Source organism: Pseudomonas sp. A39 (assembly GCF_058145955.1).
In genome coordinates, this window is sequence record NZ_JBYVMD010000007.1 from 18,512 (window position 1) to 44,916 (window position 26,405).

Genomic DNA, 26,405 nt, shown 5'->3' on the forward strand with positions numbered 1-26,405 from the left:
ATTCAACCCTCGGTTCAATACAAAGGCATGTCGGGTTCGACGTCGCGAACCCAATGTTTCATGCCGCCCTGCAGGACTTTGGTGTTGGCGAAACCGGCGGCCAGCAAGGTGCTGGCGGCTTGCTCGGCACGGCTGCCGGCGTAGCAGATCAGGTAGTGGGTGTTGTCACGGCTGAGGCTGTCGAGGTGGCCGTCCAGTTCGGCGAGGGGGATGTGCACCACCCCCGGCAACTTGCACACTTCCAATTCGCTGGCGTCGCGCACGTCCAGCAGCACGTCGGCGCTGCTGGGGTGTTCAAGCACTTGCTTGAGTACCCGGGGCTTGATGTAGCGCTCTTCGGCCAGGGACGGTTGATTGGGCACGGCATCCGCGCAGACAGCGGGCGCCAGGGTTTCACTGTGGCGCGCCTCGGAACAGCAGGGGCAATCGGCGCGGCGCTTGAAGCGGATCTCGCTGAACTTCATCGCCAGCGCGTCAAAGCGCATCAAGCGGCCCGACAAGGGTTCACCAATACCGATCAGCAGTTTGATGGCCTCGGTGGCCTGGATCATCCCGACCACGCCGGGTAATACCCCGATCACGCCACCGGCGCTGCAATTGGGTGCCAGTTCGGCGGGCGGCGGGCTGGGGAACAGGCAGCGATAGCAAGGCCCGCCTTGATAGTTGAGCACGCTGATCTGCCCGTCGAAGCGGTAGATGGCGCCGTACACCAAGGGTTTGCCCAGTTGCACGCAGGCATCGTTGACGAGGTAGCGGGTGTCGAAATTGTCGGTGCCGTCGATCACCAGGTCGTAGGCGCCTACCAATTCCAGGGCGTTGTCAGCGTTCAATGCGGTGTCGTGGGCATTGATCTGGATATGGCCGTTGAGGTCTTGCAGGCGTTGCTTGGCGGACTCGACCTTGGGCATGCCGAGTGTGCTGTTGCCGTGGACGATCTGGCGTTGCAGGTTGCTGCTTTCCACCACATCAAAGTCCACCAGCCCCAGGGTGCCGATGCCGGCGGCGGCCAGGTACAGGCTGATTGGTGAGCCGAGGCCGCCGGTGCCGATGATCAGCACCTTGGCTTTCTTGAGGTTCAACTGGCCTTCGCGACCGACGCCGGGCAGGGTGATATGGCGCACGTAGCGCTGTACTTCTTCATTGCTCAGTGCGTCGACATCCATGCCGCCAGAGGTCGCGAGCAGTACTTCGATTTTGGCCTTTTGCGGCAAGGGCTCGTCGGCATCGATCAGCGCTTCCTCGGCCGTAAACAGGAAGTGTTCCTTGAGCTGGTTGTTCTTCTCGTGGAACAGGTGCGAACGCAACTGTGGGTGGCTGCTGCAGAGGTTTTCAATGACTTCGCGCAATGTCGATCCGGTGCCCTCGAGGGTCGATTCCGGCAGCTTGGCCACGCGAACCAGAATGTCGGGGAAAGAGACAGCGTTCATGGACAACTCCGTGTGCAGGTCGTTGAAAGGTTGAAGGGCGAAATGCTTGCCATCCCAGGCAAACAGCTTGGAGCCCAGGGCCTGGCCCTGGCGAACGTCGACCACCAGGTAGCTCACGGGGTAGATCGGCTCGCCCAGGAACAGCGCCTTGTCCTGGTCTTCGTCACTGAAATAGGCACCGACGTCCGGGTGGGAGTGGTAGATCACCACCACTGGGTTGTCGCTGCGAAACGCTTTGTTCATCAGCAGGGTGTCGGCCACCGAGAACGTGTAGCCGTTGGCTGCGCTGCGCGGGTACATCTCGGGATTCTTGTGGTGCAGTTCATTCTGGATATTGCTGCCCAGGTACACGCTGCCGTCGGCGAAGATGAAACCGCAGCATTCTTCGGGGTAACTGCGGCTGGCGTGGGCGTAGATCTGTTCCAGGGCGGTGGGGCGGAGGACGTCCATGTGGCTCTCGCGTTGCTGATGTTGATGGGGCAGGGAAGGGGTCATTTTTTCTTGGCCAGGAGTTTTTCAACCGGCAACTTGGTGATCGCAAAGCCGGCCAGCAGGATGGCCGAGTACAGCATCAGGTCACGGGAAATCGACACGCCTTCGTACCAGGCGCCAATGATCACCGCGAACACTGGGAAAATGATGAACACGAATGACAGGATGATCGGGCTCAAGCGCTTGAGCAGCATGAAGTACACGATGAACCCGCCCACCGAGGCCACCAGGCCCAGGTAGAACAGGGCGCCCCACGAGCGCAGGGTGATGGCGTCGAAGGTCGGCGCTTCAAACCACAGCCCGGCGACGAACAGCATCAGCCCGGCAATGCCGATGGGCAGGGTGTTGTAGGTGATCACGCTGATGGCGCTGCCTTTCTGCTTGGTAATGACGTAGCACAAGGCATGCATGATCGCGGCGGTCAGAATCGCCAGTACCCCGAAGAACTCGGCGTGGTCCAGGTGCAGGCCCTGGCTCTTGATGATCATGTAGAGGCTGCCGAAACCGATACCGATACCGACCACCTGGGAAAAGTAGATGCGCTCGCGCAGGAACAGCGCGGAGAAGATCAGGATGAACACCGGCATGCAACTGAACAGCAGCGCGGTAAGGCCGGACGAGACATGCATTTCGCCATAGTTGAGCAGGTAGTAGGGCACACTGAAGTAGGACAGGGTTACGAACACGAAGAACCAGCGGCTTTCACGGGGAAACAGGATCGGCTCGCGGCGCACCATGGCAAAACACAGGAACAGCGGGAAAGCGATCAGGAAGCGCAGGCCGGCGGACGTCAGTGGCGGCACGCTCTCCACGGCAATCTTGATCCCCAGCCACGTCGTGCCCCAACTCAGGCAAACGATCAGGAACATCACGCTGGTGATCAGCCCGGCCAGCCACTGTTTTTGGGTTTTGGTCTTGGCGGTGTTTTCGAGAACGGCGGACATTGGCATCGTTTATTGCTTCCCTGAGCCGGAATTGAACTCTATATTGAGCTTGTAATGAGTTGTAAAAATCGGCGATTGAACCCGTAAAAGCACACTATTAGGGCGAAAGATGGCTGTCAAAACAAATATTGACATGGTGTCAATTATGCGTGAGGGGTTGTCCAACGGGCAGGGCGTGAAGTACAAGCGCCTGTCCGATGTCATGGAACGGGGCATCCTTGAAGGCTTGATTGAACCGGGAAGAAAACTGCCGCCCCATCGGGTGCTTTCCGACAACCTGGGTGTGACGATAGGCACCATCAGCCGGGCCTACGGCGAACTGGAACGCCTGGGGTTGGTTGTGGCGCGAGTCGGCGACGGCACGTTCGTGCGCAAGCGTGGGATGGAGCGCCAGCGCGATGAAGGTTTTCGCAACTTCAGCGAAGAGCCGCGCCAGTACTTCGACATGAGCCGCAACATGCACATCCCCGGGCAGGAGACGGTGTTCCTGGCCCAGAGCTTCCAAACCCTGTCGACCAACGCCAAGTTCCTCCAAGACATCAGTGCCTACACCCCGGACGCCGGCCTGCCGCGCTACCGTGAAGCGGGCGCGCAATGGCTGGTGCAGCGTGATTTTCATCCGATTCCCGAGCAAGTCATCTGCGTCAACGGCGGCCAGCACGGCCTGCTGTGCTCAATGATGGCGCTGTTGCGGGCGGGCGATACGGTGGTCACCGAACAGCTGACGTATCCCGGCCTCATTACGGCCGCGCGCATGCTGGGTATCCGCCTGATCGGCCTGGACATGGACGAGGAGGGCGTGCTGCCGAGCGCGCTGGACGAAGTCTGTCGTAATCACCGGATTTCAGCGCTGTACTGCACGCCGACGATCCAGAACCCGACCACGGCGGTGCTCTCGGTCGCGCGTCGCGAAGCGCTGGTCAAAGTGTGTCGGGAACACAACCTGCTGATTCTTGAGGATGAAGCCCACGGTGTGTTGGTCGAAGACCGGCCGCCGCCACTCAGCTATTTCGCCCCTGAGCGTACGATTCTGATCAGCAGCCTGAGCAAAGCGGTGTCCGCCGGGCTGCGCGTGGGCTATGTGCATGCGCCGCCGGCATTGGTCAGCCGTATTTCGGCAGCCCTGCGTTCGACCTGCTGGATGGCCACGCCCGTGACCCTTGAGCTGGCCACCCAGTGGATCGAAAACGGCACGGCGGAATACCTGCTGCGCCAGCAGATCAACGAAATCAGCCGACGTAAAGCCCTGGTCCGCGACCTGCTGACCGGGCTGGAATACCGCACCCATCTCAACAGCCCGCATTTCTGGATTGAGGTGCCGGAGCCGTGGCGTGCGTCGGAAATCGAGGCGGAGCTCAAGCAGAATAATTACCTGATCGCTACCGCTGAAGCCTTTGCGGTGGGGCAGACGGCGGTGCCGCAGTTCATTCGGGCGAGTATCTGTAATACGTCGGGGGATGATCAGTTGTTACGGGCGGGGTTTGATGCGCTGGCTACAGCATTGGGGCAGGGAGGCGGGCGCTTCCACCTGTAACGGCGGGCTCGCATTATTGTGGTGAGCGGGCTTGCCCAGCGCGGGGCAAGCTCGCTCACTACAAAAGCGGCAGGCGGTAATGACTATTTGAAGCGTCGCTCCACGCCTTTCTCCACCAGAATCTTCGCCGAAATCTCCTCCACCGAAAAATGCGTGGAATTGATGTGCGCAATATTCTCGCGACGGAACAGATTTTCTACTTCGCGCACTTCGAACTCACACTGCGCATAGCTGGAATAGCGACTGTTGGGCTTGCGCTCATTGCGGATCGCCGTGAGACGGTCCGGGTCGATGGTCAGGCCGAACAGCTTGTGCGAGTGCGCGCGCAGGGCGGCCGGCAGCGTCAGGTGCTCCATGTCGTCCTCGGTCAGCGGGTAATTGGCTGCGCGAATACCAAATTGCATGGCCATGTATAGACAGGTGGGCGTTTTGCCGCAGCGCGACACGCCGACCAGGATCAGGTCGGCCTTGTCGTAGTAATGGGTGCGGGCGCCGTCGTCGTTGTCGAGGGCAAAGTTCACCGCCTCGATACGCTCCATATAATTGGAGTTATGCCCAATGGAATGGGACTTTCCGACCGAATAGGAGGAGTGTTCACTCAACTCCTGCTCCAGCGGCGCCAGGAAGGTCGAGAAAATGTCGATCATGAAACCATTCGACGTTGCGAGAATCTCACGGATGTCTTGATTGACGATGGTGTCGAAAATGATCGGCCGGAAACCGTCTTTTTCAGCCGCCAGATTGATTTGTTGTACCATGGCCCGCGCTTTATCCACGCTGTCGATGTACGGGCGCGTGAATTTGGCGAAGGTAATGTTTTCGAACTGCGCGAGCAGGCTCTGGCCCAATGTTTCGGCTGTGATGCCGGTGCCGTCGGAGATAAAGAAAGCAGATCGTTTCATTTGAGCCCTGGGCCTTAAGCTGATGGCGAATCTTGGATATGATAGGCGCGATTTTGCCGTCCCGCGGTGGGCCGCATTCTCACTTATTTTCCAGGTCCAGGCCACAAGCGCTGGCGAACGCTCCTACTGAGCAGCCGGCGTCCTGAGCTTTTCCAACACAGAAAGTGGAGAGATCACCTTGGTAGAGTACGTAGTTTCCCTCGATAAGCTCGGCGTCCATGATGTAGAGCACGTGGGGGGCAAGAACGCATCCCTCGGCGAGATGATCAGTAATCTTGCAGGCGCAGGTGTGTCGGTGCCCGGTGGTTTCGCCACCACGGCCCAGGCTTACCGCGATTTCCTCGAACTGAGCGGCCTCAATGCTCAGATCCACGCCGCGCTGGACGCTCTGGACGTCGATGACGTCAATGCCCTCGCCAAGACCGGTGCCCAGATCCGCCAATGGATCATGGACGCCGAGTTCCCCGAGAAGCTCAACGAAGAAATCCGCACCGCCTTCGCCACCCTGTCGGCCGGCAACCCGGACATGGCTGTTGCCGTGCGCTCCTCGGCCACCGCCGAAGACTTGCCGGACGCCTCCTTCGCCGGCCAGCAAGAGACCTTCCTGAACATCCGCGGCGTCGAAAACGTGATTCGCGCAGCCAAGGAAGTCTTCGCCTCGCTGTTTAACGATCGCGCGATTTCCTACCGTGTGCACCAGGGTTTCGACCATAAGCTGGTGGCTTTGTCTGCCGGTGTACAGCGCATGGTGCGTTCGGAAACCGGCACTGCCGGCGTCATGTTCACCCTCGATACCGAATCGGGCTTCCGTGACGTGGTGTTTATCACCGGCGCCTACGGCCTGGGCGAAACCGTCGTACAAGGCGCGGTCAACCCGGACGAATTCTACGTACACAAACATACCCTTGAGGCCGGTCGCCCGGCCATCTTGCGCCGCAACCTGGGCAGCAAGGCCATCAAGATGATCTACGGTGACGAGGCCAAAGCCGGTCGCTCGGTTAAAACCGTTGAGGTGGACAAGGCCGAACGCGCCCGTTTCTGCCTGAGCGACGCGGAAGTCAGCGAGTTGGCCAAGCAAGCGATGATCATCGAAAAGCACTACAAGTGCCCGATGGACATCGAATGGGCCAAGGACGGTGACGACGGCAAGCTGTACATCGTGCAGGCCCGTCCGGAAACCGTGAAGAGCCGTACTTCGGCCAACGTCATGGAACGCTACCTGTTGAAAGAGACCGGCACCGTGCTGGTGGAAGGTCGTGCCATCGGCCAGCGCATCGGCGCGGGCAAGGTGCGGATCATCAAGGACGTGTCCGAAATGGACAAAGTCCAGCCAGGCGACGTTCTGGTCTCCGACATGACCGACCCGGATTGGGAACCAGTGATGAAACGCGCCAGCGCCATCGTCACCAACCGTGGCGGGCGTACCTGCCACGCGGCGATCATCGCCCGTGAGCTGGGGATTCCGGCCGTAGTGGGTTGCGGCAACGCCACCCAACTGCTCAAGGACGGCCAGGGCGTGACCGTGTCCTGCGCCGAAGGCGACACCGGCTTCATCTTCGAAGGCGAGTTGGGCTTCGACATCAAGCAAAACTCCATCGACGCCATGCCGGACCTGCCGTTCAAGATCATGATGAACGTCGGTAACCCGGACCGCGCCTTTGACTTCGCGCAGTTGCCGAACGCCGGTGTGGGCCTGGCCCGCCTGGAGTTCATCATCAACCGCATGATCGGCGTGCACCCCAAGGCCCTGTTGAACTACGACGGCCTACCGCTGGACATCAAGGAAAGCGTCGACAAGCGCATCGCCGGCTACAACGACCCGGTCGGCTTCTATGTCGAGAAGCTGGTGGAAGGCATCAGCACCTTGGCGGCCGCGTTCTACCCGAAAAAAGTCATCGTGCGCCTGTCGGACTTCAAGTCCAACGAATACGCGAACCTGATCGGCGGCAAGCTCTACGAGCCGGAAGAAGAAAACCCGATGCTGGGCTTCCGTGGTGCCTCGCGTTACATCAGCGAAGCGTTCCGTGATTGCTTCGAACTCGAATGCCGCGCCCTCAAGCGCGTGCGCAACGTGATGGGCCTGACCAACGTCGAGATCATGGTGCCGTTCGTGCGCACCCTGGGCGAGGCGAGCCAGGTGGTCGACCTGTTGGCTGAAAACGGTCTGTCGCGTGGCGAAAACGGTCTGCGCGTGATCATGATGTGCGAACTGCCGTCCAACGCCATCCTGGCCGAAGAGTTCCTGGAGTTCTTCGACGGTTTCTCCATCGGCTCCAACGACCTGACCCAACTGACCCTGGGCCTGGACCGCGACTCCGGGATCATCGCGCACCTGTTCGATGAGCGTAACCCTGCGGTCAAGAAGCTGCTGGCCAATGCCATCCAGGCGTGTAACAAGGCCGGCAAGTACATCGGTATCTGTGGCCAAGGCCCTTCCGACCACCCTGACCTGGCCAAATGGCTGATGGAACAGGGCATCGAAAGCGTCTCGCTGAACCCCGATTCCGTGCTGGAAACCTGGTTCTTCCTTGCGGAAGGCCAAGCGTCCGTCTAAGGTCGTTACGTCAAAAGTGCCGGTCACCTCTCGAGGGTGACCGGCATTCTTATCTGTGCAGGGCGGGATTCCTTCCGGACGCCGCCCTTTTTTGTGCAAGAGCATTATGCAAAGCAGCAGCAACCTGTTTCCCGTCGCCCTGATCAGCGCTGAACGTCGTGGCGACCTGAGTGAAGATGTGTACCGCCTCAAACCCGGTAACAGCCCCGACGGTACCGTCGAGCTGGCCGTTACTCGTTTGGGCTTGGCCGATGTCCCGGAAAACCGGGGCATCCCGGTTATTTTGTTGCATGGCAGTTTTTCCAACCGGCGCTTCTGGTACTCACCCAAGGGCATTGGCCTGGGGGCTTACCTCGCACGCCAGGGGTTTGATGTGTGGATCCCGGAAATGCGCGGCCATGGTTTGTCCAAGCGCAATCATGACTACGCCCGCAATCGCGTCGCTGACTATGCGCGCTATGACTTGCCGGCGATTGGCGCGTTTGTGCGTGAGCAAAGTGCGCAGATTCCCCACTGGATCGGCCATTCCCTGGGCGGCACAAGCCTGGCTGCAGCGCTGGGTGGGCAACACCTTGGCGCGCTGGCAGTGGCTTCGGTGGCCTTGTTTGGTTGCCAGGTCAGCCGCACCCACTGGCCGTTGAAATTGCCACCGGTGGAGTGGACTGGGCGCTTGCTGTTGAAGCGCTTCGGCGAACTGTCCGGCTCACGGTTCAAGCGTGGCCCGGAGGACGAGCCCGCGGGCGTGTTGATCGAAGCCATGCGGTGGAATGGTCTGTTCGGCCGCTTTGGCGAGGGTAAAAACGACTGGTGGAAAGGCTTGGCAAGTGTCGATGTGCCGTTGTTGGCGGTCAGCGCCGCCGGCGACCATCAGGACCCTGACTGGGCGTGTCGCAAACTGTTCGAGCAAGTCGGATCCGAGCACCGTCAATACCTGTGTCTGTGCCGCCAGCAAGGGTTTACCGAGGATTTCGGGCACGTGGAAATGCTGGTCAGCAAAGCCGCACAGGTTCAAGTGTGGCCATTGGTGGAGCAGTGGTTGAAAGATCCGCTCACACCCTTGTTCGGTGCGCAGGCCGAGGTGCTGGCCACGGTTTGAGGCAACGCTCTGCCAAGGGCGTTTCACTCGTGTGTGGTTGCGGCTAAGATATGACGCGTTAAACGCTTCTGGTCATATTCAGTCGCGCAGTGGCTATTGCGTTGCGGCGATGCGGATGGGATGTTTCGCCCCTGCTTGGGCTGGCGCTTCTTTCGAAAGACACCTCTTTGACAGAAAGGAATTTTTCAATGAACCATTACGTGACCCCTGACCTGTGCGACGCCTACCCGGAACTGGTGCAGGTGCTTGAGCCGATGTTCAGCAATTTCGGCGGCCGAGATTCCTTTGGTGGTGAAATTGTCACCCTCAAATGCTTCGAAGATAACTCCTTGGTCAAGGAACAGGCCGACCAGCCTGGCGCCGGCAAGGTGCTGGTGGTCGATGGGGGTGGTTCCCTGCGCCGCGCGCTGCTGGGCGACATGATCGCCGAGAAAGCCGCAAAAAATGGCTGGGAAGGCCTGGTGATCTACGGCTGCATCCGTGACGTCGATGTGATCGCCCAGACCGACCTGGGAGTGCAGGCCTTGGCGAGTCACCCGATGAAGACCGACAAACGCGGCATCGGTGACTTGAACGTGGTGGTCACGTTTGCGGGGGTGACGTTCCGTCCGGGTGAGTACATCTACGCCGACAACAACGGCGTGATCGTGTCGCCCAGCCCGCTGAAAATGCCTGAATAAACCGCAATAACCGACGGGGTGAGGATGTTCGAGGAAGAAAACGCGCAATGGGGGCTGGTGCATGCCCTGGTGCTGGACGGTAAAGGCGGTGCGCGTTCGATTGCCCGGACAGAGCTCGACGACTTGCAACTGCAACCTCAGGAAAGCCTGTGGTTGCATTGGGATCGCAGCCATCCGCAGACCCAGACCTGGCTGCGTAAATCCAGTGGGTTGAGCGAGTTCGCCTGTGACCTGTTGCTGGAGGAGAACACCCGTCCACGTCTGTTGCCGTTGCCGGACGCGGAACTGCTGTTGTTTCTGCGTGGGGTCAACCTCAACCCAGGGGCTGAACCGGAAGACATGGTTTCGGTGCGTATCTTCGCCGCAGCCAGTCGTGTGATTTCCCTGCGTTTGCGCCCGTTGCGTGCTACTGACGAGCTGCTGGTGCAGTTGGCGGACGGCAAGGGCCCGAAAACGGCCTCGGAACTTATCCTTTATATGGCGCAGTACCTGACCAATAAAGTGCAGGATCTGGTCACGGACTTGTCTGAAGTCGTCGATGCAGAGGAAGAAAAACTCGATACCGACGAACGGTATACGCCGGAACATGGCAGCGTTTTGCAGATCCGTCGACGCGCCGCTGGGCTGAAGCGATTCCTCGCACCGCAGCGGGATATTTTTGCCCAGCTCACGCGGATCAAATTGCCGTGGTTCTGTGACGACGATGCCGACTATTGGAACGAATTGAACAACAGTCTGACCCGCTACCTGGAAGAGCTCGAATTGACCCGGGAGCGCGTGGGGCTTGTGCTTGAGGCCGAAGACCGGCGCTTGAGCGTACGCATGAACCGCACCATGTACCGGTTCGGGATCATCACCGGGATCTTCCTGCCGATGAGTTTTCTCACGGGGCTGCTGGGTATAAATGTGGGCGGGATTCCGTTCTCTGCCAGCCCCTATGGATTCATGATTGCGTGCCTGTTGATGGTCTCGGTCGCGCTTGGACAATGGTGGCTTTTTCGACGGTTGCGCTGGGTTTGAGCTGAATATGACCTGAACGTATGAAGGGTCCTATGTGACCTCAAGAATTTTACCCTCGTCTTTTAAATCACTTGCGAGAGGTCTTTATGCACGATCCGTTCGAACAGTCTTTGCGTGACATGCTCAATGCCTCGCCGTCCAACCGGGACGACGATGCCTGCCTGGGCCGCGTGTTGAAAACCGCCAACCGTCAGGTGGGTGCGGGTGACCTGTTCGGTCTGCTCGGCCGCTGGATGCCGGCGCTGATGATGGCGCTGAACAACGGTTCGGCCCACGTATCGCCTGTTTCCCGTCGTAAACCTCTTGCTCGCACTGCTGATAAGGCTGATTGAATATGGAACTTGATCTCTGGACGCAGAGCCTGGTCACCGCGATGACCGCATTGTGGACCAAGGTGGCGAATTTCATTCCCAACCTGTTTGGTGCGCTGGTGCTGGTGCTGTTGGGTTTTGTCGTAGCCAAGCTGCTCGACACCCTGCTGTCCAAATTGCTGGCAAAACTGGGCCTGGACCGGCTGATGGCAGGCACCGGCCTGACCAAGCTGTTGGGCCGTGCCGGGCTGCAAGTACCGATTTCAACATTGATCGGCAAGATCGTTTATTGGTTTGTTTTGCTGATTTTTCTGGTTTCTGCGGCTCAATCCCTTGGACTTGAGCGAGTTTCAGCTACGCTCGACATGCTGGCGCTGTATTTGCCGAAGGTTTTTGGCGGCGCGCTGGTACTGCTGGTAGGCGTTTTGCTGGCGCAATTGGCCAATGGGCTGGTGCGTGGCGCCGCTGAAGGTGTGGGACTGGATTACGCCGCCGGCCTGGGGCGAATCGCTCAAGGGCTGGTGATCATCATCAGTATTTCGGTCGCGATCAGCCAGTTGGAGGTCAAGACTGACCTGCTCAACCATGTGATTGTGATCGTTTTGATTACCGTTGGTCTGGCAGTTGCGCTGGCCATGGGCTTGGGAAGCCGGGAAATTGCCGGTCAGATTCTTGCGGGAATCTATGTGCGTGAGCTGTATCAGGTTGGGCAACAGGTGCGTGTGGGCGAGGTCGAAGGGCAAATCGAGGAGATCGGCACAGTCAAGACAACGGTGCTGACCGATGACGGCGACCTGGTGTCGCTGTCCAATCGGATTCTCCTGGAGCAGCAGGTCAGTAGCCGCTAACCCGGCAAACCCTGCTAATGTACGCCGCCGCGAACCCGGCTGATCGGGCTGTGGCGGACATTGACCTGACTGTCGGCACGACTTGTTTTGAATAAAGCCCAAACGCTGTCCACGCGCTATGACCCCCGTGAGCTCTCTGATGAGGAGTTGGTCGCGCGTGCGCACACGGAGCTGTTTCACGTAACTCGCGCGTACGAAGAATTGATGCGCAGATATCAACGCACTTTGTTCAACGTTTGTTCAAGGTATTTAGGGAACGATAGAGATGCGGATGATGTCTGTCAGGAAGTGATGCTCAAGGTGTTGTACGGCCTGAAGAACTTCGAGGGCAAATCGAAGTTCAAGACCTGGCTGTACAGCATCACGTACAACGAGTGCATCACGCAGTATCGGAAGGAACGGCGAAAGCGTCGCTTGATGGACGCTTTGAGTCTGGACCCCCTTGAGGAGGCGTCTGAAGAAAAGGCGCCGGCACCCGAGGAGAAGGGCGGACTCGATCGCTGGCTGGTGTATGTGAATCCGATTGACCGGGAAATTCTGGTGCTACGATTTGTCGCAGAGCTGGAATTTCAGGAAATCGCCGACATCATGCACATGGGTTTGAGTGCTACAAAAATGCGTTACAAACGTGCTCTTGATAAATTACGTGAGAAATTTGCGGGCGAGACTGAAACTTAGTGCGTGGCAAATATCTCTTACGTGTAGGCAAGTTCTGTTAGACTTGTCGCCGAGTTGTCCCCCGGTTTGTGGGACTGCTTTACAATCACCAGATGGGGATTTAACGGATGAAACTGAAAAACACCTTGGGCTTGGCCATTGGTTCTCTTATTGCCGCTACTTCTTTCGGCGTTCTGGCACAAGGCCAAGGCGCAGTTGAAGGCGAGCTGTTCTACAAGAAGCAGTACAACGATAGCGTCAAGCACATCGAAGACGGCTTCAATCCTGGCGCTCGCATCGGTTACTTCCTGACCGACGACCTGTCCTTGAACCTGTCCTACGACAAAACCAACCACACCCGTTCGAACGACGGTACTGGTAACCAGAAGATCAAAGGCGATACCGGCAGCCTGGTTGCCCAGTATCACTTCGGTCAAGCTGGCGTAGACAGCCTGCGTCCATACGTAGAAGGCGGTTTCGGCCACCAGAGCCGTACCAACGTTCAGGCTGACGGCCACAGCGGTCGCGACCAGACTACCTTCGCTACCGTTGGTACTGGCGTGAAGTACTACTTCACCAACAACCTGTACGCTCGTGCCGGTGTTGAAGCTGACTACGGTCTGGACAACGGCAAGTGGGACTACTCCGCACTGGTCGGCCTGGGCGTGAACTTCGGCGGTAACGCTGGCGCAGCTGCTCCAGCTCCTACCCCAGCACCAGCTCCAGAGCCAACTCCAGAGCCAGAAGCTCCAGTTGCTCAGGTTGTTCGTGTTGAGCTGGACGTTAAGTTCGACTTCGACAAGTCGGTTGTTAAGCCTAACAGCTACGGCGACGTGAAAAACCTGGCCGACTTCATGGCTCAGTACCCAGCTACCAACGTAGAAGTTGCTGGTCACACTGACTCCGTAGGTCCAGACGCTTACAACCAGAAGCTGTCCCAGCGTCGTGCTGACGCTGTTAAGCAAGTCCTGGTTAAAGATGGCGTTGCTCCAAGCCGCATCACCGCAGTAGGTTACGGCGAATCCCGCCCAGTTGCTGACAACGCAACTGAAGCTGGTCGTGCTGTTAACCGTCGCGTAGAAGCGTCGGTTGAAGCTCAAGCTCAGTAATTACTGAGTGGTAGAAAAAAGCCCGGCTTAGGCCGGGCTTTTTTTTGCCTGCGATTTGCCTCAGGCGCGTACGGCTTCTGCGAGGTAGGCGGCCTGTTCGGCGGCGGCAACACGGCCGATCACCAGGATCGCGGGGCTCTTCAGGGCAAATGCCTGTGCATCTTCATACATCCGGGACAGCTCGCTGCGGCATTCCCTTTGTTGGGGCAGCGATGCGTTTTCGATCATCGCCACCGGCATATCGGCCGCCATCCCGCCGTCGAGCAATTGCTGACGGATCTCCTCCAGCTTCGCTACGCCCATGTACACCACCAAGGTGGTCCCGCCCTCTGCCAGTGCGCGCCAATTCAGGCTGCTGTCGTCCTGGGTGTGCGCTGTGACCAGGGTCACGCCGCGACTCACGCCGCGCAACGTCAACGGAACCGCGCAATTCGTCGCGCCCGCCAGCCCCGCCGTAATCCCGTTGACCAACTCCACTTCGACACCTCGTTCACGCAGCCAAACAGCTTCTTCGCCACCGCGCCCGAAAATGCATGGGTCGCCGCCCTTCAGGCGCACCACGCACTTGCCTTGACGGGCATAGCGCAGCATCAGGCGGTGAATAAAGTCTTGCGGCGTTGAGCGGCAGCCGCCGCGTTTGCCGACGGTGATCACTCGTGCCCCGGCGCAATGCTCCAGTACGGCCGGGTTGACCAGATCATCGATCAGCACCACATCGGCTTCGTGCATGGCCCGTACGGCCTTGAGGGTCAACAGTTCTGGGTCACCGGGACCTGCGCCTACCAGCCAGACTTTTGCGTTCATGTGTTTTCCCTCGTGTAGAGATGACGTCAGCGGTGAAAGAGTGAATACAGCAGCACCAGATTGATCAGCAGCGAAGCCAGCGCCAGGGTCCGCCAGACTTTCAATGGCTCGCGCTCCAGCAAAGGCCTGGGCCGGATGCTCAGTTCCTGGCGGTCTGCCTGTTCCAGCACCCGCAACCATTCCTCGGCGGTTTCATATCGATGCTCAGGCTGGGCGGCCACGGCTCGCTCCAGGCTGAGCGGCAGCCAATCCGGCAAGTCGGGGCGATAACGGCTGGCGCTGACCGGCTGGGTAAACTTGGGGCGTTGGAAGGCCTCGATCTCACCGTAGGGGTAATGCCCGGTCAGCAGGTAATAGAGGGTGACGCCGACGCTATATAAATCCTGTTGAGCGGTAGGAGGGTCACCATTGAATGCCTCGGGTGCGATAAAGCTCGGCGTACCAGGCAGTACGTGAGCGCGGTCCTCCGAAAGGCCGGGGCAGTAGGCCAGGCCGAAATCCAGCACCCGCAGTTCACCGTCGTCCCCTTGCAGCAGGTTTTCCGGCTTAATGTCGCGGTGCAGGATTTGCCGTCGATGCAGCATGCCCACCGCCCGCAGCAAGCGCTCGGCAATGGACTGCCACTGCGCCAGGGGCAACGTACCCTGTTGCTTGAACACTTCAGCCAGGGTTTGCCCTGGGTATTCACGCATGACGTAGTACAAATGCTGACGCCCGCTGGCGGGATGGACTTCAGGAAAGGACCGCCCGGCGACGCGTCGTAAAAACCACTCCTCCGACAACAACGCTTGGCCGGCGTCGCTGTCATCGTCGCGGCTCAACGGCAGGGTTTTCAGCAGCCAGGGTTGCTGTTGGGCATCCCGCACCCGGTACAGCAACGACTGTCGGCTTTGCGCCAGCACGGTTTCTACCTGCCAGCCTTCAAAACGTTGTCCGGCCCTCAAGGCTGGCGGCAGTGGCCATTGCTGTAATTGCACCAGCGCATCGCCCAACGTGGCCGCGCCGAGGGTGTCCACGCGCACCAGCAGGGCGCTGGCGTTGTCCTGGCTGCCCGCCAGGTGCGCGGCGTTCACTAGCGTGTTGACCGCCAGATCCAAGTCCGTTTGTTCGCGCAGGATGGCGCTGATGCTGTGATCGCCCAGGGTTGCCCACACGCCGTCACTGAGCAGCAGGAAGCACTCGCCTTCGCGCAATTGGCCATCCAGGAAGTCCAGCACCAGGTGCTGGTCCAGGCCCAATGCGCGCTTCAGCACGTGTTGCATGCCCGGCTGTTCCCAGACGTGATCCTCGCTGATGCGCTGCAACTCACCGTCCAGCCAGCGATACGCCCGGCAATCCCCGACATGCGCCAGGGTAAAGCGCTGGCCGCGAAACACCAGGGCGCTGAGGGTGGTCAGCAAGGGCTGGCCACCCCCATTGGCTTGCAACCAGCGATTCTGTGCCAGTAGCAAACGTTCCAGGGCCTGGGCCACGCCCCAGGTTTGCGGCGTGGCGTAGTAATCCAGGGCCAGCGCCTGCAAGGTCGAGCGTGCGGCCAAGCCACCATCGGCACACTGGCTTACGCCGTCGGCGATGGCGCACAGGTAGCCTTTGCTGGCCGCCAGTTCGGCCACGGGCGTCACCACCCGCAGCGCGTCCTGGTTTTCCGTGCGTGGGCCGATGGCACTGGCCTGGGCGACGCTCAGCTGCAGGCTCATCAGACGCGGGCAGCCGTCACAGCGGCCGAGCCCCAGGTGGTTCTCCAGCGACGTTTCACACCATGCAGGCCAAACCAGGCCAACACGCCCAGGCTGGCAAACAGCCACAGCGCCATTTGATAGCTGCCGGTGCTTTGTTTGATCGCACCCATGCCCGCCGCCAGGGCGAAGCCGCCGATGCCGCCGGCCATGCCGATCAGGCCGGTCATCACGCCGATCTCACGCCGAAAACGCTGTGGCACCAGTTGGAACACCGCGCCATTACCTGCCCCCAGGCCGAGCATGGTGCAGACGAACAGGGCCAGCGCCGCGTAGGAACTCGGCAGGTTGAAGCCCACCGCCGCGATGCAGATCGCCGCTACGCTGTACATGCCCAACAGGGTCCGGATCCCGCCGAAACGGTCCGCCAGGGCGCCGCCCAGTGGGCGCATCAGGCTGCCGCCGAACACGCACGCGGCGGTGTAGTAGCCGGCGGTCACCGGGCTCAGGCCGTACTGGTCGTTGAAATAGCCGGGCAGAGCGCTCGCCAGGCCGATAAAGCCGCCGAAGGTCACGCTGTAGAAAAACATGAACCACCAGCTGTCACGGTCGCCCAGCGCCTTGAAGTAGTCGGCCATGGACTTGGCTTTGGGCCGTTCAGGGGCGTTGCGGGCGAGCCAGGCAAAGACGATCAGGGTCAGCACCAGTGGGATCAAGGCAAAGCCGAAGACGTTGCTCCAGCCAAATGCGGCGGCCAATACCGGCGCCAGCAATGCGGCGAACACCGTGCCGGAGTTACCTGCACCGGCGATGCCCATGGCTTTGCCCTGATGCTCGGCCGGGTACCACTGGGACGCCAGCGGCAGTGCAACCGCAAACGACGCGCCGGCCATGCCCAGGAACACGCCCAGCAACAAGGCTTGCTCGTAACTGTGGATGCCCAGTTTCCAGGCGCCGAACAAGGCGCAGATGACTATCACCTGTCCAATCATGCCGGCGGTCTTGGGCGACAGTTTGTCCGCGAGCATGCCCATCAAGAAGCGCAGCACCGCGCCGGCGAGAATCGGCGTCGCCACCATCAGGCCGCGCTGCTGGGTGGTGAGGTGCAGGTCGGCGGCAATTTGGATTGCCAGTGGGCCAAGCAGGTACCAGACCATGAAACTCAGGTCGAAATACAGGAAGGCGGCAAACAGGGTCGGGGTGTGCCCGGATTTCCAGAAGCTTGATTTCATCACGCACCTCAACGGTTGGGAGTCTTGTAAGAAGGCCTGGTGATGGAACAGCCGGCTAAGGCCGCCCCACCGGCCCCGTTTCCGGGGCCAAAACAAAAAAACGCCGCCACCGGGTTCGCGAGGGCAAACCGGGTGTGCGACGTCTTTGTCGTGGAGGGGCAACCGCCGTTGGCTACCTGTGATGTTTACTTAGCAAGAGCTGCGCCAAATCAGCCAAGCAACTCACTCATGGCGATAATCTGCTCCGCTACCTGGATCAGCTTCTGCTGGCGGCTCATGGCCTGGCGGCGCATCAGCGTGTACGCCTCTTCCTCGTTGCAGTCCTTCATTTTCATCAGCATGCCCTTGGCCAGCTCGATGCGCTTGCGCTCGGCGAGCTGTTGGTCCCGCGCCTGGAGCTGGGCGCGCAAGGCCTGGTCGCTTTCGAAGCGGGCCATGGCCACGTCGAGGATCGGCTGCAGGCGCTGGGCCTGGATACCTTCGACGATGTAGGCGCTGACGCCGGACTTGATCGCCTGGCGCATCACGTTCGGGTCGTGTTCGTCGGTAAACATCACGATGGGCCGAGGTTGATCGCGGCTGACCAGCACCACTTGCTCCATCACATCGCGGCCCGGTGACTCGGTATCGATCAGGATGACATCCGGGCGCACCGTTTCGACGCGCGCGGGCAGGTCGATGGTCAGGCCGGACTCATCGATCACCTCAAAACCGGCTTCGATCAGCGCTGCCCTGAGACGGCCGACCTTGCGCGGGGTGTCGTTGATTAACAGGATTCGCAGCATGGACGTCCTCCTGTCAGCGCAAGGCTTGGCGGTGGGTGTGATCGGCCAGGGCATGCAGGCGGAAGCTGCGGGCATAGCCGGCGGGGTCGGAACCGTCCCAGATTTTGCCGTCGATCAGTTGGCTGCTGCGCATGTCCTGGTCTTTCGTGGTGATACCCAGCGCCTCGGCGGCCTGGCGATAGAGCCCAAGTTGCTGCACTTGGCGTGCGACACCGAGATAATCGGGGTCTTCGCGCAAGAGGCCCCAGCGTCGGAATTGGGTCATGAACCACATGCCGTCGGAGAGGTAGGGCAGGTTGACGTCACCACCGGCGAAAAACCTCAGGGCGTGCGGATCCTGCCACTGGTTGCCCAGGCCGTCGTCATAGGCGCCCAGCAGGCGCGGTTCGATGCAATCGAGCGGGGCGTCGAGGTACTCGCGGCCACTGAGCAATTGCGCGGTGGAGCGGCGGTTTTCGCTGCTCGCTTCGATAAACCGACTGGCTTCCAGGATCGCCATCACCAGTACACGCGCGGTGTTGGGGTACTGTTCGACAAACGCCTGGGTGCAACCGAGCACTTTTTCCGGATGATCCGGCCAGATCGTCTGGGTGGTTGCCAAGGTAAATCCTTGGTTTTGCTTTACCGCGCTGGCACACCAGGGTTCGCCGACGCAAAACCCATCGATGCGCCCGGCTTGCAGGTGCGCCAGCATTTGCGGTGGCGGCACCACCACGCTGTCCACATCCTGTAATGGATGAATCCCTTGGCTCGCCAGCCAGTAATAGAGCCACATGGCGTGGGTGCCCGTAGGAAAGGTCTGGGCGAAGGTCAGTTTTGTTCGGCTTTGGTGCACGTGACGGTCCAGCGCCTCAGGAGTGATCACCCCTTGCTGCTGCAAACCGTGGGACAGGTTGATGCTCTGGCCGTTCTGGTTGAGTCCCATCAGTACGGCCATGTCGGTGGGCGCGACGCCGCCGATGCCCAGGTGCACGGCATAGATCAACCCGTACAGGCTGTGGGCGGCATCCAGTTCGCCGCTGACCAGTTTGTCGCGCAGGTTGGCCCAGGACGATTGACGCTTGAGGTTCAGGGTCAGGCCGTAAGGTTGAGCGAACCCTTGGGTGGCTGCCACCACCATCGAGGCGCAGTCGCTCAGGGCCATGAAGCCGAGGTCGAGGCTGCTCTTTTCCGGGGCATCACTGCCGTTGACCCAGGCCAGCGGGTCGTTCATCGGGCTGTTGCCAACCGAATCGTTCATCTACACCTACCTTTTCATTCAAAAAAAAGCGTCGTTCCCTCAGATGGCGATGCAAGCCACTGCGGGTAACGACGCCTTTGTCTGTCAGCTCGCGCCGCCGTTGGTGCGTGCTCTGATACCGAGTTCATAGCAAGGCACATGCCACGGGCGGTGCGCCTCGGGCAGCCATCAACTTTCCATCAAGATTGAAACCGGGCGGCCTTTCAATATGGCGGCACTCTCAATGCCAGACTGCCCAGGAATCCCCCCCGGTGTACGCCGACTTCATTGCAACGATGCCCCGTCTCTGGCTGTGCCGTCGGTTGTTGTTTACCGTGCTGCTTGCCGTGCTGGTGTCGGAAAGTGCGCTCGTCTGGGGCGAGCTTTACCAGGCGCAGGACGAAAGCCTGCATACCGTGTTCACCGCCCTGTCGGAGCCGCTGGGGTTGCCCATCGTTGTCAGCGCCGCGGTGGCGCGCAAACGCGTCAGCGCAGCGCTTGATTTCGAGACGCCGCAGCCGGCCCTGGAGGCGCTTGCACTGCAACAAGGGTTGATCTGGTACAGCGACGGTCAAGCGCTCTATGTCTATGACGCTGACGAGGCAAAAAGCTCTGCGGTGACCTTGCGGCATATTTCCGTCGACAGGCTGCGTAGCCTCATGCGCCGATCGGGTCTCGATGAGTCACGCTATCCCTTGCGTGAAAGTGGAGTGCGCACATTTTATGTGTCCGGCCCACCAAACTATGTCGACCAAGTGCTGCGCCTGACCCAATTGATGGACCGGCAAAGGGCCGATCTGCGGGTGGGCAAGCAGGCTTTTGGCGTGGTGCAGGTGCTCAATACCGATGTGGCCGACCGACAGTACGGCACGAGCGACAGCCCGGTCACCCTACCGGGGATGGCGTCGATGATCGAAACCCTGCTGGCCACTGAGCACCAGGGGATGCTGGCCGACAAGAGCCTTGTCGTGATTGCCTACCCGGATAGCAACAGCCTACTGATCAAGGGCAAACCTGCGCAGGTGAGTTTCATCCAGAAACTGGTGACGGAACTCGACATACCCAAGCGATCGATTGAAGTCTCGCTGTGGCTGGTGGATCTGGAGCGCGACGAACTGAAGAAGCTGGGCATGGACTGGGGCGACGACACCAACACTTCGACCACGCGTGTCCTGGCGCCCGTGGACGACAGTCACTTGATGGCCAGCATCGGCGCATTGGAGCGTCGGCGGCGGGCGACGGTGGCGACATTGCCGGTGATTCTCACCCAGGAGAACGTACCCGCGGTGTTTCAAGATAACCACACGTTCTATATGCCACCTCCCGGAAGTGACCGAACTGACTGGAAACCTGTGCGTTATGGCACCCAGGTCAGCGTACTGCCGCGTTTTGCCGAGGCTAACCAGATCGAGATGCGCCTTGAGGTTCAGGACGGACGCCAGATGAGTGAGGCGCCGGGGCGTGAAAAAAACACGGCGGTGGGGCGAGTGGGTGTCAACAGTGTGGTGCGTTTACCTCCAGGCAGGCGCCTATGGCTGGGCGCGTTTAACCGCAAGTCAGAAGGGCGAGGGCGTCCGGCCCAAGTGCGGCTATTTGTGGTCCAGGCCAGAGCCGTGGGCGGCGAGTTGAAGGACGCGGTCGAGCGCGCAGGCCCACCCCCCTTGACGGCTGCGCAATACGACCGTGTTCAACGTGCATTTGTACGGCCGGAGCGTGATCTCGCACCTGCATCAGGTGAATAGCGAAACGTCTTACAACATGACTTTGAAAAGCGCTGCGCGTATGAGCCTTTTCCTAACGTGAGCGGCGAGGCAGGCTCTATATAGTCGTGACATCGGTACTTGAGCCAGAAATGGAAATGGGGACTTCAATGTCATTCGTCGGAGGTCGAGGTGGTAATGGCCGTCATGGATAATGGAGGGACGGCCATTACCCTGTTTTTTTCGCATTGGGCCTTGTATGACGATGGTCGCCTGGTCGGCGAGGGGTCGGACGACCAGTTACCGCCCAAGGAGCTGCAGGTGTTGCGGTTGCTGCTGGAGTCCGAGGGCGTTTTGATGACCAAGGATCGGTTGTTGGAGCTGGCCTGGCCCCAGGGGGAGGTCGCCGAGGAGTCACTGACACGCTGCATATACTCGCTGCGCAAGTACCTTGGCGCCGACAAGGGGTTTATCAAGACGATATACGGTCGTGGCTACCGTTTTACCTGCCCGGTGAGCGTCGAAGGGCATGCACCGGGTCATAGGGCGCATGTGTGCTCGGTATGCGGCCAAGTCAGCCATGGCGGGTTAAAGCGTGGTTCGGTAACCCGTGGCTAGGTTCTGGAGCAAGGGCTGGGTGTTGAGTGTGATGATTACCAGCAACCAGGCGCTGGCCTATTGCTGGGAGGAGGCGGCCAGTCACTACAATATCGAGCCGGAGTTACTGCAAGCGATCGCCGCCGTAGAGTCGGGTTATCGGGCGCAAGCGATGAATCATGCCAACCGTAATGGCACCCGAGACATCGGCCTGATGCAGATCAACAGTATCCACTTGCCTCGCCTGCTCAAGCAGGGCATTACCGAGGATCGGTTGCTCAATGAGCCCTGCCTGTCGGTGGAGGTGGGGGCTTCGATTCTCGCCGAGTTCATCCAGCGCTTTGGCTACAACTGGACAGCGGTAGGGTCATATAACGCAGGGACGGGGGCCGGGCCCGAGCGTGAGGCGTTGCGCATGCAGTATGCACAGAAAATCTGGGCGTATTATGAGCAACTGGTTGCGCATCGCTACTGACGATTGAGGTTCACGCCTCGCACGCTCCCTATCACCCCGGCTATAATCGCCGCCACCTTTCGCCGCCATCCGAGTCTAGCCCGCCCATGTATACCCTGGCCCGCCAGCTGTTGTTCAAACTCTCCCCGGAAACCTCCCACGATCTGTCCCTGGACCTGATCGGTGCCGGTGGTCGCCTGGGGCTCAATGGCCTGGTTTGCAAGGCACCGGCAAAGGTGCCGGTATCGGTGATGGGGCTCGATTTCCCCAACCCGGTCGGGCTCGCGGCTGGCTTGGATAAAAACGGTGCGGCCATCGATGGTTTTGCACAGTTGGGTTTCGGCTTTGTCGAGATCGGCACCGTGACCCCGCGACCACAACCGGGCAACCCCAAGCCGCGTATCTTCCGCCTGCCGGAAGCCGAGGCGATCATCAACCGCATGGGGTTCAACAACCTGGGCGTTGATCATCTGTTGTCGCGGGTTCAAGCGGCAAAGTACAAGGGCATCCTGGGCATCAATATCGGCAAGAATTTCGATACCCCGGTTGAGCGTGCAGTGGATGATTACCTGATTTGCCTGGACAAGGTTTACGCCCACGCCAGCTATGTCACCGTTAACGTCAGCTCACCCAATACCCCGGGCCTGCGCAGCCTGCAGTTCGGCGACTCGCTCAAGCAATTGCTCGAAGCTCTGCGCCAGCGCCAGGAAGACCTGGCCGTGCGCCATGGCAAGCGCGTGCCGTTGGCAATCAAGATTGCTCCGGACATGAGCGACGAAGAAACCGTACTGGTGGCCCAGGCCCTGGTCGATTCCGGCATGGATGCAGTCATCGCCACCAACACCACCCTCAGCCGCGTCGGTGTCGAAGGCCTGGCCCATGGCGACGAAGCGGGCGGCCTGTCGGGTGCGCCAGTGCGTGACAAGAGCACGCATATCGTCAAGGTACTGGCTGCCGAGCTGGCCGGGCGCTTGCCGATCATCGCGGTCGGCGGTATTACCGAAGGCAAACACGCGGCGGAGAAAATCGCTGCCGGCGCGAGCCTGGTGCAGTTGTACTCCGGCTTTATCTACAAGGGGCCGGCACTGATTCGCCAGTCGGTGGATGCGATTGCAGCCCTGCCCAAAGCCTGAGAAACCCTAAACAGCGCCCATTAAAAAGGGCTCCTCAAAAGGAGCCCCTGGGCCGAAGCCCGCCGCCTGGATAGGGCGTGCGTGGTTAAGTCGTTACATATTCGTGGTGGTGTCGGAATTTATTGCCCTTGATTAGCCGACGGCGTGAAGTTCGTTGAGTCTGTGGATGCCCGCAGTGCCAGTCATACCGTCCCAGTTGTCGCCGCGTCCTTCTCGCCAGCCGTTGATCCAGGCTTGGCGTACTGACGGTAGAGTAAATGGGCAAAGCTCACGGGATTTGCCATGAACGCCATATTGATATCCGCGTAAAAATGCTCTTTCCAACGGATCACGCTTAAGTCTTCTCATAGGGTGTTTCCCTCACTTGTTGACTGTCTTGATATCCTTCGGCCTCGTCTGAGGCCGGGCAGAGTTTTTCTGCCGTTGGTGGGCTCGCTGCCGGCGTGGCGAGCCTAGGTGTCGGCGTCGTTACGGCGCCAACCTGTGTTGAGTTCTAACCAATAGGTCACATGGATTCAATGATCGTTTTGTCATAAGCACGTAACGATAACGATGCTATAGCCATAAGCTGGGATGGCTTTTCGCCCCTTTTATTGGGCAAAGCCAGCTATGATGCACCCTGCAAAGAGGATGGGTTTAATCCTTTAGTGAGAATGTCCGCCCGTTGCGGTCGGTTATTATTCGACGAAGGGTCGGAATATTTCTTTTTGTTGCTGCAAATTCTCTCTCTGCCCCGTCGATAAAGGCCCAAGGGCTCGTTAGACGGGGTGGGACGGCACATTCGTGCCACGCGAGCACTCTTCAAGAAAAGTGCTTGATTGAAAACCGAGCCGGCGATGCGTCGCCCGTTCATTTATTGCTGAAAAGCCTGGATTGCCCCATGTCGGACCGTTTTGAACTCTTCCTCACTTGCCCCAAGGGCCTCGAAGGCCTGCTGATCGAGGAAGCCGTCGGGCTTGGCCTTGAGGAAGCCCGCGAGCACACCTCGGCCGTGCGCGGCATGGCCGACATGGAAACCGCCTACCGCCTGTGCCTCTGGTCGCGACTGGCCAACCGTGTGCTGCTGGTGCTTAAGCGCTTCCCGATGAAGGACGCCGAAGACCTCTACCACGGCGTACTGGATATCGAGTGGGCCGACCACATGGTGCCGGATGGCACCCTGGCGGTTGAGTTCAGCGGCCACGGTTCTGGCATCGACAACACCCACTTCGGCGCGCTGAAGGTCAAGGATGCGATCGTCGACAAGCTGCGCACCCCGACCGGCGAGCGCCCGTCCATCGACAAGATCAACCCGGACCTGCGCATCCACCTGCGCCTGGACCGTGGCGAAGCCATCCTGTCCCTCGACCTGTCCGGCCACAGCCTGCATCAGCGTGGCTACCGCCTGCAGCAGGGCGCGGCACCGTTGAAGGAAAACCTGGCCGCCGCGATCCTGATTCGTTCGGGCTGGCCGCGCATTGCTGCCGAGGGCGGCGCGCTGACCGACCCGATGTGCGGCGTCGGTACCTTCCTGGTCGAAGGCGCGATGATCGCTGCCGACATGGCGCCCAACCTGAATCGCGAACTGTGGGGCTTCACCACTTGGCTCGGTCACGTCCCGGCGCTGTGGAAGAAGCTGCACACTGAGGCGACTGAGCGCGCGGCCATCGGCATGAACAAGCCGCCACTGTGGGTGCGTGGCTATGAAGCTGATCCTCGGCTGATCCAACCCGCGCGCAACAACATTGAGCGCGCCGGCCTGAGCCACTGGATCAAGGTGTACCAGGGCGAAGTCGGTACCTTCGAGCCGCGCCCGGACCAGAACCAGAAAGGCCTGGTCATCTGCAACCCGCCGTACGGCGAGCGCCTGGGTGATGAAGCCAGCCTGTTGTACCTCTACCAGAACCTCGGCGAGCGTTTGCGCCAGGCGTGCATGGGCTGGGAGGCGGCGGTGTTCACCGGCGCGCCGGATCTGGGCAAGCGCATGGGCATTCGCAGTCACAAACAGTATTCGTTCTGGAACGGCGCGTTGCCGTGCAAATTGCTGCTGATCAAGGTCAACCCTGACCAGTTTGTCACCGGCGAGCGTCGCACCCCGGAGCAGCGCCAGGCCGAGCGTGAGCAAGCCGCTTACGATCAAGCCCCGGTCGAGCCGCAAGAGCGTCAGTACAACAAGAACGGCAACCCGATCAAACCCGCCCCGGCACCGGTGGTCGAGCAGGCGCGCCTGAGCGAAGGCGGGCAGATGTTTGCCAACCGCCTGCAGAAGAACCTCAAGCTGCTGGGCAAGTGGGCCAAGCGTGAAGGCGTGGATTGCTACCGTGTGTACGACGCCGACATGCCGGAATATTCCATGGCCATCGACCTGTACCACGATTGGGTCCACGTACAGGAATACGCCGCACCGAAGTCCATTGACCCGGAAAAAGCCTCCGCGCGTATGTTCGATGCCTTGGCGGCGATTCCCCAGGCGCTGAACATCGACAAGAGCCGTGTGGTGGTCAAGCGTCGCGAGCGTCAGAGCGGCACCAAGCAGTACGAGCGCCAGAGCGCCCAGGGCAAGTTCACTGAAGTCAGCGAAGGCGGCGTGAAGCTGCTGGTCAACCTCACCGACTACCTGGACACCGGCCTGTTCCTCGACCACCGCCCGATGCGCATGCGCATCCAGAAGGAAGCGGCCGGCAAGCGCTTCCTCAACCTGTATTGCTACACCGCCACCGCCAGCGTGCACGCGGCCAAGGGCGGCGCGCGCAGCACTACCAGCGTCGATTTGTCCAAGACTTACCTGGACTGGGCGCGTCGCAACTTCTCCCTCAACGGTTTCTCCGACAAGAACCGTCTGGAGCAGGGTGACGTGATGGCGTGGCTGGAGGCCAGCCGTGATGAGTTCGACCTGATCTTCATCGACCCGCCGACCTTCTCCAACTCCAAGCGCATGGAAGGCATCTTCGACGTACAGCGCGACCACGTGCAGTTGCTCGACTTGGCCATGGCCCGCCTGGCGCCGGGTGGCGTGCTGTACTTCTCGAACAACTTCCGCAAGTTTGTGCTCGAGGACAACCTCAGCGAGCGCTATGCGGTCGAGGAAATCAGCGACAAGACCCTCGACCCGGATTTCGCGCGTAACGCGAAGATCCACCGGGCGTGGAAAATCACCGCGCGCTGATCGCCGTCACCCAAAGCCGCAAGCCTGGATTATTCCGGCCTTGCGGCTTTTTTACGCTGGTCAAACGCTGGGTCGGTAGCTATAAC

23 protein-coding genes are annotated in these 26,405 nt (G+C 60.1%); 14 read left to right on the top strand and 9 right to left on the bottom strand.

Features of this window, described 5'->3' with window-relative positions; all coding sequences use genetic code 11:
* Positions 1–14: 14 nt before the first annotated feature.
* Positions 15–1,877 (bottom strand): molybdopterin-synthase adenylyltransferase MoeB, encoded by a 1,863-nt coding sequence (gene moeB, locus AC3ZU9_RS07235; protein WP_490090492.1) that lies wholly within the window; start codon positions 1,875–1,877, stop codon positions 15–17.
* Between the two features lie 41 nt (positions 1,878–1,918).
* Positions 1,919–2,812, bottom strand: a complete 894-nt coding sequence (locus tag AC3ZU9_RS07240) for a DMT family transporter (RefSeq protein ID WP_162471081.1) — start codon at positions 2,810–2,812, stop codon at positions 1,919–1,921.
* Between the two features lie 160 nt (positions 2,813–2,972).
* Between AC3ZU9_RS07240 and AC3ZU9_RS07245 the strand changes: the two genes are divergently transcribed.
* Positions 2,973–4,397 carry an aminotransferase-like domain-containing protein gene (locus AC3ZU9_RS07245; RefSeq protein WP_046036409.1) on the top strand — a complete coding sequence of 475 codons (1,425 nt, stop codon included), beginning with the start codon at positions 2,973–2,975 and terminating at the stop codon, positions 4,395–4,397.
* Positions 4,398–4,480: 83 nt separating this feature from the next.
* On the opposite strand, the gene ppsR is transcribed toward AC3ZU9_RS07245, so the two are convergent.
* Entirely contained in the window at positions 4,481–5,299 is an 819-nt protein-coding gene (gene ppsR / locus AC3ZU9_RS07250) for a posphoenolpyruvate synthetase regulatory kinase/phosphorylase PpsR (protein ID WP_003193298.1), read from the bottom strand.
* A 178-nt stretch (positions 5,300–5,477) separates the two neighbouring features.
* Here ppsR and ppsA point away from each other — a divergent pair, with 178 nt between their 5' ends.
* The 8 genes from ppsA (at position 5,478) to AC3ZU9_RS07290 (ending at position 13,574) form a co-directional block, all read left to right on the top strand.
* Positions 5,478–7,853 carry a phosphoenolpyruvate synthase gene (gene ppsA / locus AC3ZU9_RS07255; protein ID WP_490090493.1) on the top strand — a complete coding sequence of 792 codons (2,376 nt, stop codon included), beginning with the start codon at positions 5,478–5,480 and terminating at the stop codon, positions 7,851–7,853.
* Positions 7,854–7,959: 106 nt separating this feature from the next.
* Positions 7,960–8,949 (top strand): alpha/beta fold hydrolase, encoded by a 990-nt coding sequence (locus AC3ZU9_RS07260; RefSeq protein ID WP_490090494.1) that lies wholly within the window; start codon positions 7,960–7,962, stop codon positions 8,947–8,949.
* Positions 8,950–9,137: 188 nt separating this feature from the next.
* Positions 9,138–9,629: a ribonuclease E activity regulator RraA gene (rraA, locus tag AC3ZU9_RS07265; protein WP_064052646.1), complete on the top strand. Its 492-nt coding sequence runs from the start codon at positions 9,138–9,140 to the stop codon at positions 9,627–9,629.
* Between the two features lie 24 nt (positions 9,630–9,653).
* Positions 9,654–10,649 (top strand): zinc transporter ZntB, encoded by a 996-nt coding sequence (locus tag AC3ZU9_RS07270; protein ID WP_015885348.1) that lies wholly within the window; start codon positions 9,654–9,656, stop codon positions 10,647–10,649.
* Positions 10,650–10,735: 86 nt separating this feature from the next.
* Complete coding sequence (locus tag AC3ZU9_RS07275; protein WP_015885347.1) at positions 10,736–10,981, top strand: hypothetical protein; 246 nt, start codon at positions 10,736–10,738, stop codon at positions 10,979–10,981.
* 2 nt (positions 10,982–10,983) lie between these two features.
* On the top strand, positions 10,984–11,808 hold the full coding sequence (locus AC3ZU9_RS07280) for a mechanosensitive ion channel family protein (RefSeq protein ID WP_003175519.1): 825 nt from the start codon (positions 10,984–10,986) through the stop codon (positions 11,806–11,808).
* Positions 11,809–11,895: 87 nt separating this feature from the next.
* Positions 11,896–12,486 carry an RNA polymerase sigma factor SigX gene (gene sigX, locus AC3ZU9_RS07285; protein ID WP_003175518.1) on the top strand — a complete coding sequence of 197 codons (591 nt, stop codon included), beginning with the start codon at positions 11,896–11,898 and terminating at the stop codon, positions 12,484–12,486.
* A 107-nt stretch (positions 12,487–12,593) separates the two neighbouring features.
* Positions 12,594–13,574 carry an OmpA family protein gene (locus AC3ZU9_RS07290; RefSeq protein WP_015885346.1) on the top strand — a complete coding sequence of 327 codons (981 nt, stop codon included), beginning with the start codon at positions 12,594–12,596 and terminating at the stop codon, positions 13,572–13,574.
* Between the two features lie 60 nt (positions 13,575–13,634).
* On the opposite strand, the gene cobA is transcribed toward AC3ZU9_RS07290, so the two are convergent.
* The 5 genes from cobA to AC3ZU9_RS07315 form a co-directional block, all read right to left on the bottom strand.
* Positions 13,635–14,378 carry a uroporphyrinogen-III C-methyltransferase gene (cobA, locus tag AC3ZU9_RS07295; RefSeq protein ID WP_015885345.1) on the bottom strand — a complete coding sequence of 248 codons (744 nt, stop codon included), beginning with the start codon at positions 14,376–14,378 and terminating at the stop codon, positions 13,635–13,637.
* A 26-nt stretch (positions 14,379–14,404) separates the two neighbouring features.
* Complete coding sequence (locus tag AC3ZU9_RS07300) at positions 14,405–16,075, bottom strand: bifunctional protein-serine/threonine kinase/phosphatase (protein ID WP_015885344.1); 1,671 nt, start codon at positions 16,073–16,075, stop codon at positions 14,405–14,407.
* A complete protein-coding gene (locus AC3ZU9_RS07305) occupies positions 16,075–17,286 on the bottom strand; it encodes a nitrate/nitrite transporter (protein ID WP_043205751.1) in 1,212 nt (403 codons plus the stop codon). Before AC3ZU9_RS07305 ends, AC3ZU9_RS07300 begins: the two co-directional genes overlap by 1 nt.
* A 209-nt stretch (positions 17,287–17,495) precedes the next feature.
* Positions 17,496–18,071, bottom strand: a complete 576-nt coding sequence (locus tag AC3ZU9_RS07310) for an ANTAR domain-containing response regulator (RefSeq protein WP_015885342.1) — start codon at positions 18,069–18,071, stop codon at positions 17,496–17,498.
* A gap of 13 nt (positions 18,072–18,084) precedes the next feature.
* The gene (locus tag AC3ZU9_RS07315; protein WP_490090495.1) at positions 18,085–19,311 is read right to left on the bottom strand and encodes a CmpA/NrtA family ABC transporter substrate-binding protein; all 1,227 of its coding nucleotides are present in this window, start codon (positions 19,309–19,311) and stop codon (positions 18,085–18,087) included.
* A gap of 275 nt (positions 19,312–19,586) precedes the next feature.
* Here AC3ZU9_RS07315 and sctC point away from each other — a divergent pair, with 275 nt between their 5' ends.
* From sctC to AC3ZU9_RS07335, 4 genes are all read left to right on the top strand, one after another.
* Positions 19,587–21,032, top strand: coding sequence for a type III secretion system outer membrane ring subunit SctC (sctC, locus tag AC3ZU9_RS07320; protein WP_490090548.1), 1,446 nt, complete (start codon positions 19,587–19,589; stop codon positions 21,030–21,032).
* A gap of 156 nt (positions 21,033–21,188) precedes the next feature.
* Entirely contained in the window at positions 21,189–21,608 is a 420-nt protein-coding gene (locus AC3ZU9_RS07325; protein ID WP_490090496.1) for a winged helix-turn-helix domain-containing protein, read from the top strand.
* A 31-nt stretch (positions 21,609–21,639) separates the two neighbouring features.
* Positions 21,640–22,062 (top strand): transglycosylase SLT domain-containing protein, encoded by a 423-nt coding sequence (locus AC3ZU9_RS07330; protein ID WP_490090549.1) that lies wholly within the window; start codon positions 21,640–21,642, stop codon positions 22,060–22,062.
* 86 nt (positions 22,063–22,148) lie between these two features.
* Positions 22,149–23,174, top strand: coding sequence for a quinone-dependent dihydroorotate dehydrogenase (locus AC3ZU9_RS07335; protein ID WP_046036415.1), 1,026 nt, complete (start codon positions 22,149–22,151; stop codon positions 23,172–23,174).
* A gap of 132 nt (positions 23,175–23,306) precedes the next feature.
* Here AC3ZU9_RS07335 and rmf read toward each other — a convergent pair whose 3' ends face one another.
* A complete protein-coding gene (rmf, locus tag AC3ZU9_RS07340) occupies positions 23,307–23,522 on the bottom strand; it encodes a ribosome modulation factor (RefSeq protein WP_002553055.1) in 216 nt (71 codons plus the stop codon).
* Positions 23,523–24,054: 532 nt separating this feature from the next.
* On the opposite strand from rmf, the gene rlmKL reads away from it, so the two are divergent.
* Positions 24,055–26,319 carry a bifunctional 23S rRNA (guanine(2069)-N(7))-methyltransferase RlmK/23S rRNA (guanine(2445)-N(2))-methyltransferase RlmL gene (gene rlmKL, locus AC3ZU9_RS07345; RefSeq protein WP_046036416.1) on the top strand — a complete coding sequence of 755 codons (2,265 nt, stop codon included), beginning with the start codon at positions 24,055–24,057 and terminating at the stop codon, positions 26,317–26,319.
* Positions 26,320–26,405: the final 86 nt, after the last annotated feature.

Coding starts and splice junctions, on each gene's coding strand:
- AC3ZU9_RS07280 (WP_003175519.1), top strand. CDS start 10,984: ATGGAACTTGATCTCTGGACGCAGAGCCTGGTCACCGCGATGACCGCA.
- AC3ZU9_RS07315 (WP_490090495.1), bottom strand. CDS start 19,311: ATGAACGATTCGGTTGGCAACAGCCCGATGAACGACCCGCTGGCCTGG.
- AC3ZU9_RS07260 (WP_490090494.1), top strand. CDS start 7,960: ATGCAAAGCAGCAGCAACCTGTTTCCCGTCGCCCTGATCAGCGCTGAA.
- ppsR (WP_003193298.1), bottom strand. CDS start 5,299: ATGAAACGATCTGCTTTCTTTATCTCCGACGGCACCGGCATCACAGCC.
- AC3ZU9_RS07335 (WP_046036415.1), top strand. CDS start 22,149: ATGTATACCCTGGCCCGCCAGCTGTTGTTCAAACTCTCCCCGGAAACC.
- AC3ZU9_RS07330 (WP_490090549.1), top strand. CDS start 21,640: ATGATTACCAGCAACCAGGCGCTGGCCTATTGCTGGGAGGAGGCGGCC.
- sctC (WP_490090548.1), top strand. CDS start 19,587: ATGCCCCGTCTCTGGCTGTGCCGTCGGTTGTTGTTTACCGTGCTGCTT.
- rmf (WP_002553055.1), bottom strand. CDS start 23,522: ATGAGAAGACTTAAGCGTGATCCGTTGGAAAGAGCATTTTTACGCGGA.
- AC3ZU9_RS07290 (WP_015885346.1), top strand. CDS start 12,594: ATGAAACTGAAAAACACCTTGGGCTTGGCCATTGGTTCTCTTATTGCC.
- AC3ZU9_RS07310 (WP_015885342.1), bottom strand. CDS start 18,071: ATGCTGCGAATCCTGTTAATCAACGACACCCCGCGCAAGGTCGGCCGT.
- AC3ZU9_RS07305 (WP_043205751.1), bottom strand. CDS start 17,286: ATGAAATCAAGCTTCTGGAAATCCGGGCACACCCCGACCCTGTTTGCC.
- moeB (WP_490090492.1), bottom strand. CDS start 1,877: ATGGACGTCCTCCGCCCCACCGCCCTGGAACAGATCTACGCCCACGCC.
- AC3ZU9_RS07245 (WP_046036409.1), top strand. CDS start 2,973: ATGGCTGTCAAAACAAATATTGACATGGTGTCAATTATGCGTGAGGGG.
- AC3ZU9_RS07325 (WP_490090496.1), top strand. CDS start 21,189: ATGGCCGTCATGGATAATGGAGGGACGGCCATTACCCTGTTTTTTTCG.
- rraA (WP_064052646.1), top strand. CDS start 9,138: ATGAACCATTACGTGACCCCTGACCTGTGCGACGCCTACCCGGAACTG.
- rlmKL (WP_046036416.1), top strand. CDS start 24,055: ATGTCGGACCGTTTTGAACTCTTCCTCACTTGCCCCAAGGGCCTCGAA.
- cobA (WP_015885345.1), bottom strand. CDS start 14,378: ATGAACGCAAAAGTCTGGCTGGTAGGCGCAGGTCCCGGTGACCCAGAA.
- AC3ZU9_RS07270 (WP_015885348.1), top strand. CDS start 9,654: ATGTTCGAGGAAGAAAACGCGCAATGGGGGCTGGTGCATGCCCTGGTG.
- AC3ZU9_RS07300 (WP_015885344.1), bottom strand. CDS start 16,075: ATGAGCCTGCAGCTGAGCGTCGCCCAGGCCAGTGCCATCGGCCCACGC.
- AC3ZU9_RS07275 (WP_015885347.1), top strand. CDS start 10,736: ATGCACGATCCGTTCGAACAGTCTTTGCGTGACATGCTCAATGCCTCG.